Here is a 17,745-nt window from a genome sequence, read left to right on the forward strand (position 1 = left end):
AGCGCGCAGAGATTTTGAGAATTAAAACTCAGAGAACTCTGTGGCTAAGAAAACGCCACGTCGCTCAATAAATCAAACTGGAGAATTACCATGCCAACCGATATTCAATCCTTGCTGGGCGATAAAGCCGAATCGCTTCTCAACTTCAACTCCCCGAAAATTTCAAAAGATAGACTTCACTTGCCGGGCGGCGACTCGGTAGACCGCGTCTTCGGTCATTCGGATCGGAACAACCGCGTCTTACGCAATTTGAACTGGATTCACAACTCGGGCCGACTCGCCGGGACGGGCTACGTGTCCATCCTGCCCGTAGACCAAGGCATCGAACATTCCGGCGGCGCGAGTTTCGCCAAGAACCCCGATTACTTCGACCCGGAGAATATCGTCAAACTTGCGGTTGAAGGCGGATGCAACGCCGTCGCTTCGACGTTCGGCGTGCTGGGAATTGTCGCGCGCAAATACGCTCACAAAATCCCGTTCATCGTGAAGATCAATCACAACGAATTGTTGACCTACCCGAATAGCTTCGAGCAGATCCTATTCGGCACGGTCAAGCAGGCGCACGAGATGGGAGCGGCGGCAATCGGCGCGACGATCTACTTCGGCTCGGACGATTCGCACCGCGAGATCATCGAGATCGCGCAAGCCTTCGCCCTCGCGCACGAACTCGGCATGGCGACCGTGTTGTGGTGTTACCTCCGCAATAAAGCTTTCAAATCGGACAAAGACTACCACGTGTCGTCCGATCTCACGGGTCAGGCGAACCATCTTGGCGTCACGATCGAAGCGGACATCATCAAGCAGAAACTTGCCGAGAACAACGGCGGCTATCTCGCGCTGAACAAAGACGGCGTCTCGTTCGGCAAATTCGACAAGCGCATGTACACCGACTTGATCAGCGACCATCCCATTGACCTGTGCCGCTATCAGGTGGCGAACTGCTACATGGGCCGCATCGGACTCATTAACAGCGGCGGCGCGTCGGGCGAGAACGATTTTGCCGAAGCCGCGGCAACAGCCGTCATCAACAAACGCGCGGGCGGCATGGGTCTCATCTCCGGGCGCAAAGCGTTCCAACGCCCAATGGCGGAGGGCGTGAAGTTGCTGAATACGATTCAAGATGTGTATTTGGATAAGAGCGTGACAGTGGCGTAACACGAAACATCCCGAAGCGAAATGCTTCGGGATGTTTTTTATCGAGACTCCGTAACGCGACATTCATGTCGCTTTTATTGAGGGCATTAACTCTACCGATCAAAATCCCCCGAAGCCTCGGGCTGATACAGTATTTTCTTGATTTGCAGTCTACGCTTGCCTGCAGGGACGTCCCATTCAAAGGTGTCGCCGACTTCGTACCCGAGCATGGCGGTTCCGATGGGCGCCAAAATAGAAACCTTTCCTTCTCGAACGTTGGCGTCCTCCGGGAAGACCAGCGTGTACACTTCCTCTTCCTTCGTGTCGAGGTCTACGATGCTGACGGTGGAATTCATGGTGACCACGTCGCTTGGAATGTCTTTTGGCTCGACCACCTGCGCGCGATGAATCTCCGCTTGAAGTTTTTCCAGATATTCGCTTTTGCGGTAGTCGGTGGCTTGCGCGTCTACAAGTAACTTTTGCAAACGCTCAAGGTCGAATTGGGTGATCTGTATCGCTTTACCGCTCATGATTCTTTTTTACTCCTGTGTGATTTGGTGCGGGAACACTCCAATGGTAGCACATATTCATCTTTATTGTTACTTTTCTGAGATTTTTTCGAAGGCTCCCCGTGTTCTCCACGGAAAAGGTGCTCTTTACACGCTTGCTTCGCCATACCCTGCGCATGGGATGCGATTGCCTGTTTCTGAGTAGCCAGGTTTCGCAAGATAGCCTAAACTTGTTTGCTCCTTCTGTTGAATTTCCGAACCGCGATCTCATACGCTTCCGCAAGCAACGGGCGGACTTTCTCAAACGTTTCATCGCTCGGCGAAAGGACGCAGATGAAAAACTGCGCGGAATAATCGGGATGGGGCAGGAGGGTATCTAACACGGTGAAGTCGTAGTCGCTGACGTTGACCTTGTCCGCTCCAAACATATACTTGAATGTCTCGCGGCTCACGCCGATGTTCAAACGATAAACGCCCGGGCGGTCGAGTTTTGATACCTGCTCATACTCATTGCCTGTGGACGCGATGGTTGCAAACGCGTGGATACGCTCCTCGCGATAGAAAAAGAAGGTGTAGCCGAGGTTTGTGGTTGTTTCGACGTTGGGGAAGGTTTGGGTGATGTAGTTTGTGATTGAGGATTCAGTCATGAGGAAATCTCTCTGCTACTTTAACGGTGAGAGTTACTGGTGTTAGAGTGGGTATGCATTCTTTTTGAGAGCAGAGGAAACTCGAAGTCAGAAAAGCGCTTATAAATTGAGCGGTCTCCCATACCTCAGATGTCTGCTATGTCTTTTAATGTACACTAACTATCGTTGTGTTTCGCCGCCGCCACGAGATTTGAATAGGCGCCGTAAAGATAAGCGTGAGCCAACGCGAACGAATCAATAAACGCGAGTTCCTTTCGATCAGTAGCAACCTGAATATATGGGACTACCATGGCTCCGTCTTCAATTACTGATAATTTCGACGGAAGCTTCTCAAAACCGACCTGAAGCTTTTTTGCGTGGATAATTCGATTTAAGGCATCCCAGAGATCTCGCACCATTTCGCCACGTACCGAAGGTTCCCAGTTCCAACGAGGCTGAACGAGAGGAAACTTGTCTTTTCTGGGCAGTATTTCCATGGCTCGACGCGCGTTTAAGGCAAAGCTACTCGCTGTCTCAATGACTGATGCTGCTACCACGTTAAGAATTAGCTGATGTTGCGTTGGGTACTGCGCGCTGGCAAGTGCCCAAAGTCGCACGGCTTCGTCTGTGGCGCGGTTTAGTGAGTGTTGTGTGATTACTTCCATATTGCGACCTAACCATGTATTGCTTAGAAACTTTCCATAAGACTCTCGTATTATATCGCCCCTTTATCCCTCACCTCCTCCACAACCTCGCGCGAATAACCCAACAACCCCGTCAACACCTCCTCCGTGTGTTGACCCAGCGTCGGCGGCGGCTTTTGGATTTCTGCCGGGGTGGCGGAAAATTTATACGGGAAGCCGGGCAGTTTCACCGTCCCGGCAGAGGCGTGTTCGGTTTCCAGAATCATGTCGCGGGCTTGAGTCTGCGGATGCGCGAAGACTTCGGGGATCGAGTTGATGCGTCCGCAGGGGAGTCCCGCTTTCACCAAGTCCGTGAGCCAGTCGTCCACATTTTTTTGCGCGAACGTGTTGTTGAGTTCATCCACGAGCGCGGCGCGGTTCGTCACGCGCTTGCCGTTCGACGCGAATCGCTCGTCGGCTTTCAAGTCGGCGCGGACGAGTGCGTCGCACAACAAACCCCATTGCTTTTCGTTGGCGACGCCCAAAATGAACCAGCCATCGCGGGCGCGAAACGAATCGTACGGGACAAGATTCGGATGCGCGTTACCGAGGCGGCGCGGCGGATTGCCTCCGACCAAATAATTGGACGCGACGTTGGTGAGCAATGCGAGATGCGAATCGAACAGCGAAATATCCACGTGTTGACCTTCGCCCGTGAGATCGCGCGCGCGCAACGCGGCAAGGATGGCTGCCGCGGCGAACATGCCCGACGTGATGTCGGTGATCGGGATGCCGACGCGCGAGGGAGGTCCGTCTACGGGACCGGTGATGCTCATCATGCCGCCCTCGCCCTGGATGACCGCGTCGTACCCCGGGCGGTCTGCGTACGGACCCGTGCGGCCGTAGCCACTCACCGAGCAGTAGATCAATTTCGGATTCACGCTGTGCAGATCGGTATAGCCCAAGCCGAGTTTATCGAGATCGCCCGTGCGATAATTTTCCACCAACGCATCCGACATGCCCGCCAGTTTGCGGACGATCTCCTGCCCATCCTTCGATTGGATGTTGACGGTCACGCTCCGTTTGTTTCGGTTCGCCGCGAGGAAGTACGCCGACTCGCCGGGATAATTCCCGTATGGCTCGCCAACGAACGGAGGTCCCCACCCACGCGTTTCATCGCCCATGCCGGGACGTTCGATCTTGATGACGTCTGCTCCCAGGTCGCCGAGCATCATCGTGCAATACGGTCCCGCCAGCGCGCGGGTGATATCGAGAATGCGAATGTTTTGAAGAGGGTGCATGGAATTTCACTTTCTTCTATTTGTTATTCGAACAATTTTACTTTATCACACACGCTTCGACTGCGCTTCTTGTCGGAAATATTTCCGTCCTGAGCGGAGTGAGGAGCGTTCGTTGCGACGAACGCAGTCGAAGGACGCTCCGCTCAGCGCGGAATCTTCGCAACGACATATCTGGCATGTATAATCCCACCATGCTGACCCTCTCCGAACTCATCGCCCAGAAATTATCCGAAGCAAAAGTGGATGTGGTCTTCGGTCTGCCCGGCGGTGAAAACGTGGAGGTGTTGGATGCCCTGCGCAAACGCGGCATGGACTTTGTGCTCGCGCGGAACGAATCCAGCGCGGTGTTCATGGCAGATACGCATGCGCGGCTCACCGGCGGGATCGGAGTCGCGCTCACCACGCTGGGTCCCGGCGCGACGAACGTCTACGCCGGCATCGCGCACGCTTTTCTCGATCGCGCGCCTGTCCTTTTGCTCACCGCGCAATCCGACCCGAAGCTCGCTGGTTTGCACACGCATCAAGCGCTGGACTTGCAAGCCGTCTTCCGCCCCGTAACAAAATTCACATCGTCGCTCACGCCCGAAAACGCGGATGCTGCCCTCACGCGCGCGCTCGAACTGTTGCGCTCAGGCAGGCCGGGTCCCGCGCATTTGAGCATCCCTGCGGCATTAGCGAATCAACAAGTTGATTCGATCTCGCTCCCAACGCCGTCATCATCGGTCAACTCGGTGGATGAAAACAAAATTGCCAAAGCCAAAGAAATTCTTTCTTCATGTCGCCGCCCGGTCATCGTGGCGGGCTTGGGCTTGGAGCCTGATCAACCGTATCCGCAACTCCGCGCGCTTGCCGAAAAACTTCATGCGCCGGTGATCGACCTGCCGAAAAGCAAAGGCGCGTTGCCTGCAGATCATCCTTTGTTTGCCGGCACGTTGGGTCTCACGATGAACGATCCCGCGTATGAAATTCTCGACGCATCCGATTGCATCATCGCGATTGGTTTTGATGTGGTTGAACTCGTCAAACCGTGGAAGCAACCACAGCCGACGATCTGGGTTTCCAATTGGGAGAACGACGATCCGTGCATCGATACGGCGTGTGAGCTGGTTGGCGATCTCAACGCATTGCTGGATGCCTTGCTCGACTCCACCGTCCGCGTGGATGATGCGTGGGGTGAGAAGCAGATGTCCACGTGGAGAGAAGCGCATCATCCGCAGGCTGACCCTTCGACTTCGCTCGACGATCGCTCGCTCCGCTCAGGGAGGCATCCTGCTCCGAATAGAATTTTCCCCGCTGACGTGTTGTCCTCCATCCGCCATCACACTCCGCCCGAAGTGATCGTCACCACCGACGTGGGCTCGCATAAAATTTTCACGTCGCTGAATTGGAAGGCGTTGCGACCGAATACATTTTTCGTCTCGAACGGACTCTCCGTGATGGGATTCGGAGTCGCCGCCGCAATTGCCGCCGCGCGCGTGACGCGTGAGCCAACGGTGTGCATCACCGGCGACGCGGGCTTGGCGATGGTGTTGGGCGAACTCGCGCTGGCTGTGGAACTCGACCTGCCGTTGATCGTGGTCGTGATGAACGACTCCGCGCTCGACCTGATCCGCTTCGCGCAAACGAAACGCGATCTGCAAGTCTTCGGCACCGAGTTCGTCAACCCGAATTACGAATTCATCGCGCGCGGATACAATTTTGCATACGCGCGCGTGACGAATAGAGATGAATGTGATGTTGCCATACAAACCGCCGTCGCCTCGCGCAAACCCGCGCTGTTGGAAATGATGATAGACCCGAAAGGGTATAGAAAATAGAACTGTCATTCTGAGCCGCGCTCTTGCTCTTTGCGGCGAAGAATCTCCACGATCATCTCGGAGACCCTTCGCTGTCGCTCAGGGTGACATGCAAAAGGAATTCCATGCCCAACCCCTCCCACCTCCTCGCCGTTGACATTGGCGGCACATTCACCGACATTGTTTTATTCGATACCGAATCGAATCACATCGCTGTCGGCAAAGTGCTCACCACGTATCCCGACCCATCGCAGGCGGTGTTGAGCGGAGTGACTCAGTTGTTGAAAGATCACAACATTGACCCTGCCTCTGTTCGACAAGTCATTCATGGAACGACACTCGTCACCAACACGCTCATCGAAAGGAAAGGCGCGCACACGGCGTTGATCGCCACCGAAGGATTCCGCGACGCGCTCGAGATTGGCAACGAAGGTCGCTACGACATTTACGATCTGGGTCTGGTCAAACCACCGCCGCTGGTGGAACGTCGTCTGCGCTTCGGCATCCATGAACGGATGGCGGCAAACGGGGAGGTGTTGCATCCGCTCGACGCGAACGCGGTGGCTGAGTTGTGCAAACAGTTGAATGCGGAGGGAATCGAGTCGGTGGCAATTTGTCTGCTTCACGCGTTCACCAATCCGCGCCACGAACTCGACGTGTACGAAATTGTGCGCGATGAAATGCCGAACGCTTCGATCTCCATCTCGCATCAAGTCTCGCCTGCCATGCGCGAATATCAACGGACATCAACAACGGTGGCGAATGCGTACGTGCAACCCATCACGTCGAATTATCTCGAACGTATTCAATCGGGTTTGGCGCAGGCGGGGTTAAACGCTCCGCTCAATGTGATGCTCTCCAGCGGCGGCACAACCGACATCGAAACCGCCACGCGCTTTCCGATCCGCCTTGTCGAGTCGGGTCCCTCGGGCGGCGCGTTGGCGGGCGTGTATTGGGGCAAACAAAACGGCTTCAACGACATCTTCGCCTTCGACATGGGCGGCACAACCGCGAAAGCCATCCTCACGCATAAATCCGAATTGAGCATCACGTCGGTTTCTGAGGTGGCGCACGTGCATCGCTTCAAACGTGGCAGTGGACTTCCCCTGCTTGTGCCGATGATCGAGATGATCGAGATCGGCGCGGGCGGAGGGAGTGTGGCGCATGTGAACAATCTCGGCTTGCCTGCGGTTGGACCTGAAAGCGCCGGTTCGACTCCCGGTCCAGCCTGCTACGCCCGCGGAGGTTTGAATCCCACCGTGACGGATGCCGACTTGCTCATCGGCTACCTCAACGCGGATTATTTTGCGAACGGTTCGATTCGACTCGACGCCTCAGCCGCCGAGAAAGCCTTCGAAAGTTTGGCAAAGGAACTGGATATTTCAATCACAAAAGCCGCGTGGGGGATTCATCAACTCGTGAATGAAAACATGGCGGCGGCGGCGCGCGTCCATGCGGCGGAGCGGGGCTTGGACATTCAAAAGTACGCGATGGTGACGACGGGCGGCGCGGGTCCTGTCCATGCGAGCGGGGTGGCGGAGCGGTTGAACGTCCGCACAGTGATCGTCCCTCCCATTGCGGGAGTCGGTTCAGCGTTCGGATTTTTGCTTGCGCCGATCTCGTTCGATTTCACGCGCAGTTATCTCACGCGCATCGATCAGGTGGACGCGAATCTGTTGATGAAGATTTTGCGCGACCTCGAATCCGAGGGGCGGGGAATCGTGATGAACGCGGGAGTCGCGGCGGAAGATATTCACGTGACTCGCAGTGTGGACATGCGTTATCTGCGGCAGGGGTATGAGATCCGCGTGGAGTTCGAGGGGAATGAGATCAACGCGCAAACGTTGTCCATGCTCGAAAAACGTTTTGAAGAAGAGTACATGCGTTTCTATGGCGTGTTGTGCGAGGGTGTTCCGATCCAGGCGGTGAATTGGCGCGTGGTGGTGTCGGGTCCCGCGTTGGAGATCGAAGGGCGGGCGCTGAAAGTGGGAGAAGAGTCGCAGAGGGCGAACCAGCCGTATGGGAGTCGGAACGTGGTTTTCAATCCCGATAATGGCGCGGCATTGACTCCCGTCTATCGGCGCGAGTCGCTTTCATCTTCGTTCAAAGCGAACGGTCCCGCGATCATCGAAGAAGCAGAGTCCACCACAATTGTTTTGCCGAATTGGTCCGCGCGCGTGGATGTGAATGGTTGTTTGGTGTTGACTCGGTAACGCGACATTTATGTCGCCAGTGATGCGCGAGATAAATCTCGCGTTACAGGTGCAAACATGATTGATTCAATTTTGCTCGAAGTGTTATGGAAGCGATTGCTTTCCATCGTCAACGAACAGGCGGCGGCGTTGATCCATTCGTCGTTCACCACGTTGGTGCGCGAAGCGGGCGATCTTTCGGCGGGCGTGTTCGACGCGCAAGGACGCATGCTCGCGCAAGCGGTGACGGGCACGCCTGGGCACATCAACACGATGGCGAATTGCGTGCGCGATCACGTGGTGAAGCAATTTCCAATTGAAACACTTCAGCCTGGCGACACGATCATCACGAATGATCCGTGGGCGGCGTCGGGACATTTGTTCGACCAGACGATTGTCTCGCCTGTGTTTTACAAAGGCAAAGGCATCGGCTGGTTTGCCAGCACGTGTCACGCCATGGACATCGGCGGCTTGACGATGGGCGGTGACGCGACGGAATTATTCGAAGAGGGTTTGTTCATCCCGTTGATGAAGTTGTTCAAAGCGGGCGAGCCCAACAAAGATCTGTTCGACATCATCCGCGCCAACGTGCGCGTGCCAGATGAAGTGATCGGAGATATTTATGCCCAGCAAGCGGGCAACATGGTGGGGAGCCGCAAGTTGATCGAGATGATGGACGAATACAAACTCGAATCGCTTGCCGAACTTTCAGAGTTGATTCTGGATCGCACCGAAAAAGGATTGCGCGACGCGATCGAAAAAATTCCGAACGGCATCTACCAAAGCGCGGTGACGATTGACGGCTTCGACGATCCCGTGACGATTCACTGCAAGGTCACAGTCAACGACCGCGATATCGTCGTGGATTTCGACGGCACGTCGCCGCAGATTCGGCGCGGCATCAATGTGGTGATGAATTACACGCACGCCTATTCCACCTACACGTTGATGTGCGCGGTCGCGCCCGATATTCCGAACAACGAAGGCGCGTTTCGTCCGATTCGAGTCATCGCGCCCGAAGGTTCGATCCTCAATTGCCGCCGACCCGCGCCCGTGAGCGCGCGTCATCTCATTGGGCATTTCGTCTCACAGCCGATCCTGCACGCGCTTTCGAATCCGATTCCAATTCATGTGATTGCCGATGGTTCAGCAGGTTTATGGAACACGATGTTCGAGGGCGAGTTAAAAGATTCGCACGACGTGTTCGCCTACATTTATTTTTCGGCGGGCGGCATGGGCGCGCGTCCGTATCGCGACGGGTTGTCTGCCACCGCCTTTCCCAGCGGCATCACCGGCGTGCCTGCCGAGGTGATCGAGTCGGTCGCGCCGATTCGCATGCATAAACGCGAACTGCTCGCCGACACCGGCGGCGCGGGAAAATTTCGCGGCGGCTTGGGGCAGGAAATGATCCTCGAAGTGTTGACCGGCAAACCCGCGACTCATTCGTGCATGTATGATCGCACGAAGTTTTCCGCGCGAGGTTTCCATGGCGGGCTGGATGGCACACCGGGCGAAGTGATTCGTTCGGACGGCTATCGCCCGCATCCGAAGAGTCGCTACACCCTCCAGCCGGGTCAAACCGTGACGTTACGTCTGCCCGGCGGTGGCGGCTTTTATTCGCCCCTCGAGCGCGATCCCGCCTCCGTGCTGGAGGATGTGAAGCAGGGATATGTCTCTCTCGATGCCGCGCGAGAAAAATATGGCGTGGTGATCGTGGAGGGGAAGGTGGATGAGGAGGGGACGAAAGAGGAAAGAAGAAAGAGGATGTGATCTCCCCGCCCTTCCAGGGGGGGAGTCCCTCCCAGGGGAGGGTTAGGGTGAGGGCGTATCGCGCGCGGATGTTTTTGTAACGGAGCAAAAATTTATGACAAATAGCAACACAGCCGACATCGTCATCTGCGGAGCGGGGATCGCTGGAATTTCAGCGGCTTATCAACTCGCGGTGAAACATGACGCGAAAAACATCGTCATCGTTGATCCGCTGCCGCCGCTGACTCTCACCAGCGACAAATCATCAGAGTCGTATCGCAACTGGTGGCCCGGTCCCGGTGACGACATGGTGCGGCTGATGAACCGCAGTATCGACATTATGGAAGGGTTGCACCGCGAAGCGCCGAGTCGCTTGGCGATGCACAGGCGTGGATATTTATACGCCACTGGCGACCCAAGCGGCGTCGAGGCAATGATCGCCAACGCGGAGGAGATCACCAGTCTCGGCGCGGGCGATCTGCGTGTGTATCGCAACTCCAGCGATGATCCGAAATATATCCCAGTGAGCGAGCATGGCTTGTTCGATGCCCCCACAGGAGCCGACTTGTTTCTCGACCGGTCGTTGATCCGCAAGCAATTCCCGTATGTGACTGAAAATGCGTTGGCGCTCGTCCACGCGCGGAGGTGCGGATGGTTCGCGGCGCAACAGTTCGGCATGTACATGTTGGAAAAAGCGTTGGAGCGGGGCGTCAAACTCGTCAAAGGGAAAGTGGAAAGTGTGGATGTGGAGGGCAATCGAATTAAGTCCGTGAAGGTGGCGGCAAATGATGGCGAGCAGGTTATCTCCACTCGGAATTTTGTCATCGCGGCGGGACCGTTGCAAAGATCGGTTGGCAAAATGATCGGCGTGGACTTGCCCATCCTGTGCGAGCCGCACCTCAAGATGATGTTCAACGATTCGTATCGTGTTGTGCCGCGCGATATGGGCTTGTTCATCTGGAACGACCCGGTCACGTTGATGTGGTCAGACGAGGAACGCGCCGCGCTTGCAGAAGATGAAGAGACGCGCTGGTTGACGAAGGATTTTCCAGCGGGCGTGCACAGCCGACCCGAAGGCGATGGGAACACGGTCTTGTTGCAGTGGGCGTATCACGATGAAGCGTTGGAAGAGCCGGTCTATCCCATTCCGCTCGACCCGCAATTGCCCGAGGTGGTGTTGCGCGGCATGGCGCGGGTGATCCCCGGCTTGTCGAAATATTTCAACCAACTCCCCAAGCCGTTCATCGACGGAGGCTACTACGCCCGCACGCCGGAGAATCGTCCGCTGATCGGACCGTTGCCAATGGATGGCGCGTACATCATCGGCGGCTTCGGCGGGTTCGGGATGCAAGTCGCATGCGGCGCGTCTGATTTGCTGGCGAAACACATCATTGGCGTTGAGTTGCCCAGTTATGCCCCCGCGTTTTTGTTCAGCCGATACGACGACCCGCGTTATCAAGAATTAATGAAACAATGGGGCGCTTCGGGACAGATATAGAGTCTCCGCGCTGAGCGGAGCGTCCCTCGACTTCGTTCGTCGCAACTTGCGCTCCTCACTCCGCTCAGGACGGAGATAGTTAGCAAAGAGGGGGGGGGGGGGGGGGGGGGGGGAAAACCCCCCAAAAAAAGGGACGCCTCTCCTCTTTGGCGAGGAGATTGCTTCGGGCGAAAGTTCACCGCCCTTGCAACGACATATCTTTGAAAGGAATTCACCATGAAACTACAAAACAAAATTGCCGTCATCACCGGCGGGGCGCAGGGAATCGGAGCCGCGATCAGCGCGCGATTTTCAGAAGAAGGCGCGAAGGTCGTCATCGCCGACCTCAACGAAGAAAAATCGAAGGCGCTTGCGAGTCAACTCAACGCGTCATACGTGTTATGCGACGTGTCGAACGCCGAACAGGTGGACGATCTATTCAAGAAAGTGATCGTGCAATACGGCAGGCTGGATATCCTCGTCAACAACGCCGCGCTCGTGCATCATCCCGATTCCAACAAAAATTTTCTCGAGTTGACCCAAGCCGCATGGACTCGCGCGTTGGAGATCAATCTCACCGGCATGTTCCTGTGCAGTCAACGCGCCGGACGGATCTTCGTGAAGCAAAACCCCGAAGGAAAATCGGCGGGCGGCGCGATCATCAACATGAGTTCGGGCGGCGGGTTGCGCGCGCATCGTCAACTCATGGCGTACGACACAACGAAAGGCGGGATCGAAGCCGCCACACGCGCAATGGCAATGGACCTCGCCCCGTGGAAGATTCGCGTCAACGTGGTGGTGCCGGGCAACATCACCGTAGATAACGCCCTCGGCGGCGCGACCGGTCCCGAAGCCGCCGCGCGGACGATTCCCTTCGGTAAAGCGGGAGCGCCAGCCGACATCGCCTCTGCCGCCGTGTTTCTTGCCTCTGATGACGCCGCGTACATCACCGGTCAACGCTTGGTGGTGGATGGCGGCATGGAAGCGCAGTTGAGGTCGCCCGCGGTGGACGCGCAAATTGATGTGTCGGGTATCACAAGCCGCTTAGCAACTGCTTCTTAACTCTTTCTTTGCCACACATCGTCCCGATGCCTTTCGGGAGAGCGCACAGAGAACTCTGAGAAAACCCCTTAAAAATCTCTGTGAACTCGGTGTTCTCTGTGGCTGAGGTTTTTTTCCACGCCTTTAAGAAACACTCTCTTTGGTTCACCCGAAACGAATTCTCGAAACTCATCCAAAAAACGCGCCTTGTTGAATCGCTCGGCGCGTTTTTTTATTTCCCGCGCGTCGAACGTTTGATTTATTTTTTCAAACCGATGGAATGTCTCGATCAAACTCGCTTCGGTCTGCTCCGCAAAAAACAAACCCGTGACTCCCTCCTCCACCGTTTCCAACGCGCCGCCCGCGCCATATGCAATGACGGGACATCCCGCCGCCTGCGCCTCCACGATGGCGATGCCGAAATCCTCCTCCGCCGCGCAGACGAAGGCGCGCGCGTTGCCCAGCAATTCGGCAACTTTTTCATCCGACTGAAATCCCAGCAATCGAATATTCGAATTTGCCATCGCTTTCAAACGCGGCTGTTCGGGTCCATCGCCGACGATGACGAGCGGAAGATTCAATTGATTGAACGCCCGCACAAGCAAGTCGACTCGCTTGTGCGGGACGAGGCGCGTGACGGTGATGAAATAATTTTCGCGTTTCAGGCTGGGACGAAACCGCGTCACCTCGACGGGCGGATGGATTACCTTCGCTTCGAGTTGATACGCCTCCCGAATCCGCTCGCGGACGGTGTGCGAATTCGTCGCCATCGCATGGACGCGCGACGCGGCTCGTCTATCCCACGCGCGGAAGGATCGCATGTATCGGTCGAGGAGGAAATTGCGGCGCGTGTGTTTTCCGTTGATGTTGATGTTCGTCCATGCGTAGCGCAAGGGCGTGTGCGTGTACGAAACGTGATGCGCTCCATGAGGAGTCCGCGCTCCGTTCGCCACCGCGTAGTGAAATGAAACAATGGTGTCATAGCCGCTCAAATTGATTTGCTCAATCGCGGAAGGCATGAGCGGAAGCAAGTAACGGTGATGCGTGTGTGCGAACGGAAGCGAATCGAGCCACGAAGTATTTACTTTGCGATTCGCAATCGGCGAATTGACAAACACTTTTCGGTTGTAGATCAGCGTGAAAATATCCGCGCGTGGATACGCCTCCAACGCGGCAAACAACACCTTCTCCCCGCCGCCGATGGAGGGGAGCGTATCAAGAACAAAGGCGATGCGCGGTGTAGAAAAAGTCGGGATCATGTCATTCTGAGGAGCCGCGAAGCGGCGGCGAAGAATCTTTGTCGCCACAAGCAAGTTTCCAGCAGAGGTTAGAGTTCATTCAAGGTTCTCCAGATCAAATCTGCTGTATTCTGCCATGAGAAATCTTTCGCTCGCGCCAATCCATTTTCAAAAAGCGACTTGCGTAGACTCTCGTCGCTCAAACATTTCTCCATTGTCTGTGCAAGGTTATCAGGCTCCTCTAAATGGAAAACGAGTCCCGCCTCGCCGACTGTTTCTGGCAATGCGCCGCCATCCGAAACAATGACCGGTGTCCCGCACGCCATCGCCTCGAGCGCGGGCAAGCCGAAACCTTCGTCAAAGGATGGGAGTACGAACAACTCCGCGTTGACGTATAAAGCGGACAATTCCTCCTCTGAAACATAATTCAAAAAGCGGATTCGCTCATCCGCAAAGAATTTTACCGAACGAAACACGTGTCCCGAATCCCCTGCAACGACCAGCCAGGTATCCGCAAACTTATCTTTGACTTGATGCCATGCCCTCATCAACCCTTCAAGATTCTTGCGCGGTTGAAGCGAACCGACGAACAAAACATACTTTTTTGGGAAATCAATTACACCATGTTTTGTTTCGGGTCGAAATACAGACGTATCTACTCCGTTCGGCGTGACGATCACATTCTCAACCCCGAACCGCCTTATTACCTTTTGCTTTACATACTCCGAAGGCGTGAAAATAACGCGGACTCGTTTGGCGAGCCTCGGCAAAAACAAACGATACCAAGCCGAATAACCTCTCGTAAACCATTCGGAATGTTCAAGCGGACTCAGGTCGTGGATCGTCAATGCTTGATTCTGAATCGCAAGCGGTCCCGAATTTGCGGGCGACCATAAAATCGAATCGCGCTTCAACTTTGTCGGCAGGATGAACTGTTCCCACGCATGACCCAAAATTCCTTGCGCGCGAGTCTGCTCAACTCGATGTTCATTCTTAAAGCGACGCAGGATCTCGCGCCCGTATCGTTCATTTCCCGTCACGCGCCGCGCGAGGAACCGTCCGTTGACCACGATGTCACGCGGCATGATAGTCCGTTTGTGTGAGGAAGATATATTCAGACATGGGCGTCTAATTCATCATTATAATAAGCCTTCCGAAAATGGTCCTCGCATCCCCATACCCCGCGTCACATTGGACAAAGAACCTTGCGCGAAGCGCGTTTTATGTAACGCTCATACTTGCCCCCGTTCGCTTGCGAATGATGTTGCAGTCGCGGCCGAGTCATGCGATCTACAGCGATTACACCGACTTCCTCCTCTTTCTGCCCGATATCGCGTTGCTTGTTATGTTGATCGCCTGGGGATTCGCAAAGCGATTCGATCCCAAGCCGTTGCGATTCGGGCCGCCGCTCGTGTGGATTCCGCTCGCAGGGCTGACCGCCTCTGCCCTGATTTCATCTGCCTCAAGCGTGGACGGCTCTCTCTCCCTTTATCACTCTGTCCGTTTGTGCCTGTTATTTCTCTTTTATCTTTTCATTGTCAACGAACAAATTTCGATTTTCAACGTCGCCTTCGCGGTGGGACTGCAAAGCATGTTGCAAACGGCGGTTGCGATTCCTCAATCTATTCTGCAACGTTCGGTCGGGTTACAAGTTCTCGGCGAATATCTGCTCGATCCAACCTGGTCCGGCGTGTCCATCATTTCGGATGGGGCGACCCGCATCCTCCGCGCCTACGGACTCTCCGATCATCCCAACATTTTGGGCGGGTGCCTCGCCTTCAGCCTCCTCGTCCTGTTGACCGTCTATCTTCGTGGCAACAGAAAAAATTCTCTACTTCTCGGCTCTGTTTTTGTTTTGATAAGCCTCGCGTTGTTGATGACTTTCTCCCGATCCGCGTGGCTGGCTTTCGCGGCGGGATCAATCTTCATCGTCTGGTTTGAAGCGAGGGCGCGCGGATGGGGATTCATCAAATCTCTTGCGTTGCTTTTCGTTTGCACGATAATTGTTTTACTTCCATTCATCGCGCGGAATTCCAGTTACTTCGGCGCGCGCTTCAATGCGGGGAGTTCGTTCGAGACGGTCCGCTCTGAGCGCGGCGCGGTGCAAGAGCGGATATTCCTCATCGCATCCGCCAATCATATTTTTTCCCAACACCCGTTGACCGGAGTCGGCGTGTCCGCTTCGCCGCTCGCGCTTCGAGAGGAAATTCCTCAACTCCCCGAAACCTTCAATTACCAGCCGCCTCATTTTGTCTTGCTGACCGTCGGCTTGGAGACCGGCATGTTCGGCGCGATCTTCTACTTCCTGTTGATGATTCTTCCCTGGGTCGCATTTTCACGGAACGTGGAGGCGCGCAAAAATCCGCACGTGATCGGCGCGATGGGAATACTCCTCGCCGTCACCATCGTCGGCTTCTTCGATTACTACACATGGTTTTCCACCCCCGGCCGAATCTGGCAATGGCTCGCCTGGGGATTGATTGCGGTATCCATAGAGTCCCCCTCTCCCTTAGGGAGAGGGGTTAGGGGTGAGGGTGAAATCAAATCATCATGACCTCCCTCGATACCCTCTTCATCCCCGTCACCGTGATTTACTTCCTCGTCGTCACCACCCTGTTCATCTACGGCTTGAACTTTTTATATCTTTCTTATCACGCGTGGAAGAAACGCGACGCGCTCGCCTCCAAACCTTTGCCGCTAAACACAGAGTCAGTGCCGTTCGTCACGATTCAATTGCCGATCTACAACGAGTTGTACGTCGCCGAGCGGTTGATCGAATCCGCCGCCGCGCTCGACTATCCGCGCAGCCGATTCGAAATCCAGGTGTTGGATGATTCCACAGACGAGACAGTTTCACTCGTCGCGCGAACCGTGGATCGAATCAAAGCGCAAGGGATAAACATCCACCATCTGCATCGAACAGAACGTGTCGGATTCAAAGCAGGCGCGTTGGCTGACGGGTTGCAAACCGCGCAGGGAGAATTCATCGCCATCTTCGACGCGGACTTTGTTCCCAAGCCTGATTTTCTCAAAAAGATTCTTCCATACTTCGATGAAGATAACATCGCGTTCGTGCAAGCGCGGTGGGGACATTTGAATGGCGGTTATTCTCTGTTGACTTTTTTGCAATCGCTTTCGCTTGACGCGCATTTTGCGGTGGAGCAACTTGCGCGTTCGCAACTCGGTTTGTGGTTTAACTTCAACGGCACGGCGGGCGTGTGGCGCAAAACGGCGATCATTGACTCGGGCGGATGGAAAGCCGAGACTCTCACCGAAGACCTCGATCTTTCGTATCGCGCGTACTTGCGCGGATGGCGCGCGCGCTATGCGGGCGAGGTCGAAGTGCCGTCTGAATTGCCCGTGAGTTTCACCGCGTTTCGCCGCCAGCAACATCGTTGGGCGCACGGCGGATTCGATTGCGCGATTCGTTATATCCCCGTCATTTGGAAATCGGATGCAACCCTCGCGCGAAAGATTCAAGCGAGCCTGCATCTCACGGGCTATTTGATTCATTTGTTGTTGTTCATGTGCGTGTTTTTATATCCGCTCGTCGTTGCGATTTCAGAAAGATATCCGGGCTTGATCAGTTTGTTCGGCATCGCCGTCGTTTTCAACTTCACCGCGCTCGCGCCGATCGCGTTGGTGGCGGTCGCGCAAAAGTCGCTTCACAAACGTTGGTTCGCAATTCTGCCTTACATCGTCACGCTTGCCGCGCTCGGCGCGGGGCTGATGCTCAACACATTGCGAGCCGCACTGCAAGTGTGGGCGGGTCGCCGCGGCGCGTTCGAGCGGACGCCGAAATACGGCATCACCGCGCGCGCGCAAAAATGGGAATCTCGTCGCTACTACGTCAACGTAGATCGGCTTGTCGTTTTTGAAATCCTCCTCGCCCTGTTTAATCTTGGCACGGTCTGGCTCGCGTGGCAAAATTCCAACTGGCTGATCGCGTTGTACGCGGCGATCTTCGCGGCTGGACTCTTCTTCAACTCCGGTCTGACGATCCTTCAAGCGATTCAAAGACGCTTCCCTCCGCGACTTCTAACTGATTCACCCTAGCGA

General features: G+C 55.4%; 14 protein-coding genes. 8 read left to right on the top strand and 6 right to left on the bottom strand.

Annotated features, from left to right (window positions below):
• Positions 1-90: 90 nt before the first annotated feature.
• Entirely contained in the window at positions 91-1,155 is a 1,065-nt protein-coding gene (locus tag IPM31_11110; GenBank protein MBK9007527.1) for a class I fructose-bisphosphate aldolase, read from the top strand.
• 92 nt (positions 1,156-1,247) lie between these two features.
• Here IPM31_11110 and rnk read toward each other — a convergent pair whose 3' ends face one another.
• From rnk to IPM31_11130, 4 genes are all read right to left on the bottom strand, one after another.
• Positions 1,248-1,664: a nucleoside diphosphate kinase regulator gene (rnk, locus tag IPM31_11115; GenBank protein MBK9007528.1), complete on the bottom strand. Its 417-nt coding sequence runs from the start codon at positions 1,662-1,664 to the stop codon at positions 1,248-1,250.
• Between the two features lie 203 nt (positions 1,665-1,867).
• Positions 1,868-2,290, bottom strand: a complete 423-nt coding sequence (locus IPM31_11120; protein MBK9007529.1) for a hypothetical protein — start codon at positions 2,288-2,290, stop codon at positions 1,868-1,870.
• A 155-nt stretch (positions 2,291-2,445) separates the two neighbouring features.
• On the bottom strand, positions 2,446-2,934 hold the full coding sequence (locus tag IPM31_11125) for a hypothetical protein (GenBank protein MBK9007530.1): 489 nt from the start codon (positions 2,932-2,934) through the stop codon (positions 2,446-2,448).
• A gap of 50 nt (positions 2,935-2,984) precedes the next feature.
• Positions 2,985-4,193, bottom strand: coding sequence for a CoA transferase (locus IPM31_11130; protein MBK9007531.1), 1,209 nt, complete (start codon positions 4,191-4,193; stop codon positions 2,985-2,987).
• 191 nt (positions 4,194-4,384) lie between these two features.
• Between IPM31_11130 and IPM31_11135 the strand changes: the two genes are divergently transcribed.
• From IPM31_11135 to IPM31_11155, 5 genes are all read left to right on the top strand, one after another.
• Complete coding sequence (locus IPM31_11135) at positions 4,385-6,010, top strand: thiamine pyrophosphate-binding protein (protein ID MBK9007532.1); 1,626 nt, start codon at positions 4,385-4,387, stop codon at positions 6,008-6,010.
• Positions 6,011-6,114: 104 nt separating this feature from the next.
• Positions 6,115-8,202 (top strand): hydantoinase/oxoprolinase family protein, encoded by a 2,088-nt coding sequence (locus IPM31_11140; GenBank protein MBK9007533.1) that lies wholly within the window; start codon positions 6,115-6,117, stop codon positions 8,200-8,202.
• Positions 8,203-8,259: 57 nt separating this feature from the next.
• On the top strand, positions 8,260-9,951 hold the full coding sequence (locus IPM31_11145; GenBank protein ID MBK9007534.1) for a hydantoinase B/oxoprolinase family protein: 1,692 nt from the start codon (positions 8,260-8,262) through the stop codon (positions 9,949-9,951).
• A 94-nt stretch (positions 9,952-10,045) separates the two neighbouring features.
• A complete protein-coding gene (locus tag IPM31_11150) occupies positions 10,046-11,428 on the top strand; it encodes an FAD-binding oxidoreductase (GenBank protein MBK9007535.1) in 1,383 nt (460 codons plus the stop codon).
• Positions 11,429-11,644: 216 nt separating this feature from the next.
• Complete coding sequence (locus IPM31_11155) at positions 11,645-12,469, top strand: SDR family oxidoreductase (protein ID MBK9007536.1); 825 nt, start codon at positions 11,645-11,647, stop codon at positions 12,467-12,469.
• 68 nt (positions 12,470-12,537) lie between these two features.
• Here the strand turns inward: IPM31_11155 and IPM31_11160 are convergent, their stop codons facing one another.
• Entirely contained in the window at positions 12,538-13,707 is a 1,170-nt protein-coding gene (locus tag IPM31_11160) for a glycosyltransferase (protein ID MBK9007537.1), read from the bottom strand.
• A gap of 68 nt (positions 13,708-13,775) precedes the next feature.
• Positions 13,776-14,771: a glycosyltransferase family 4 protein gene (locus tag IPM31_11165; protein MBK9007538.1), complete on the bottom strand. Its 996-nt coding sequence runs from the start codon at positions 14,769-14,771 to the stop codon at positions 13,776-13,778.
• 74 nt (positions 14,772-14,845) lie between these two features.
• Between IPM31_11165 and IPM31_11170 the strand changes: the two genes are divergently transcribed.
• Both IPM31_11170 and IPM31_11175 read left to right on the top strand, forming a co-directional pair.
• The gene (locus IPM31_11170; protein MBK9007539.1) at positions 14,846-16,240 is read left to right on the top strand and encodes an O-antigen ligase family protein; all 1,395 of its coding nucleotides are present in this window, start codon (positions 14,846-14,848) and stop codon (positions 16,238-16,240) included.
• On the top strand, positions 16,237-17,742 hold the full coding sequence (locus IPM31_11175) for a glycosyltransferase (protein ID MBK9007540.1): 1,506 nt from the start codon (positions 16,237-16,239) through the stop codon (positions 17,740-17,742). Before IPM31_11170 ends, IPM31_11175 begins: the two co-directional genes overlap by 4 nt.
• Positions 17,743-17,745 lie beyond the last annotated feature (3 nt).

The sequence above is a fragment of the Candidatus Defluviilinea gracilis genome (assembly GCA_016716235.1).
GTDB lineage: Bacteria > Chloroflexota > Anaerolineae > Anaerolineales > Villigracilaceae > Defluviilinea > Defluviilinea gracilis.

Coding starts and splice junctions, on each gene's coding strand:
- IPM31_11110 (MBK9007527.1), top strand. CDS start 91: ATGCCAACCGATATTCAATCCTTGCTGGGCGATAAAGCCGAATCGCTT.
- rnk (MBK9007528.1), bottom strand. CDS start 1,664: ATGAGCGGTAAAGCGATACAGATCACCCAATTCGACCTTGAGCGTTTG.
- IPM31_11120 (MBK9007529.1), bottom strand. CDS start 2,290: ATGACTGAATCCTCAATCACAAACTACATCACCCAAACCTTCCCCAAC.
- IPM31_11125 (MBK9007530.1), bottom strand. CDS start 2,934: ATGGAAGTAATCACACAACACTCACTAAACCGCGCCACAGACGAAGCC.
- IPM31_11130 (MBK9007531.1), bottom strand. CDS start 4,193: ATGCACCCTCTTCAAAACATTCGCATTCTCGATATCACCCGCGCGCTG.
- IPM31_11135 (MBK9007532.1), top strand. CDS start 4,385: ATGCTGACCCTCTCCGAACTCATCGCCCAGAAATTATCCGAAGCAAAA.
- IPM31_11140 (MBK9007533.1), top strand. CDS start 6,115: ATGCCCAACCCCTCCCACCTCCTCGCCGTTGACATTGGCGGCACATTC.
- IPM31_11145 (MBK9007534.1), top strand. CDS start 8,260: ATGATTGATTCAATTTTGCTCGAAGTGTTATGGAAGCGATTGCTTTCC.
- IPM31_11150 (MBK9007535.1), top strand. CDS start 10,046: ATGACAAATAGCAACACAGCCGACATCGTCATCTGCGGAGCGGGGATC.
- IPM31_11155 (MBK9007536.1), top strand. CDS start 11,645: ATGAAACTACAAAACAAAATTGCCGTCATCACCGGCGGGGCGCAGGGA.
- IPM31_11160 (MBK9007537.1), bottom strand. CDS start 13,707: ATGATCCCGACTTTTTCTACACCGCGCATCGCCTTTGTTCTTGATACG.
- IPM31_11165 (MBK9007538.1), bottom strand. CDS start 14,771: ATGCCGCGTGACATCGTGGTCAACGGACGGTTCCTCGCGCGGCGCGTG.
- IPM31_11170 (MBK9007539.1), top strand. CDS start 14,846: ATGGTCCTCGCATCCCCATACCCCGCGTCACATTGGACAAAGAACCTT.
- IPM31_11175 (MBK9007540.1), top strand. CDS start 16,237: ATGACCTCCCTCGATACCCTCTTCATCCCCGTCACCGTGATTTACTTC.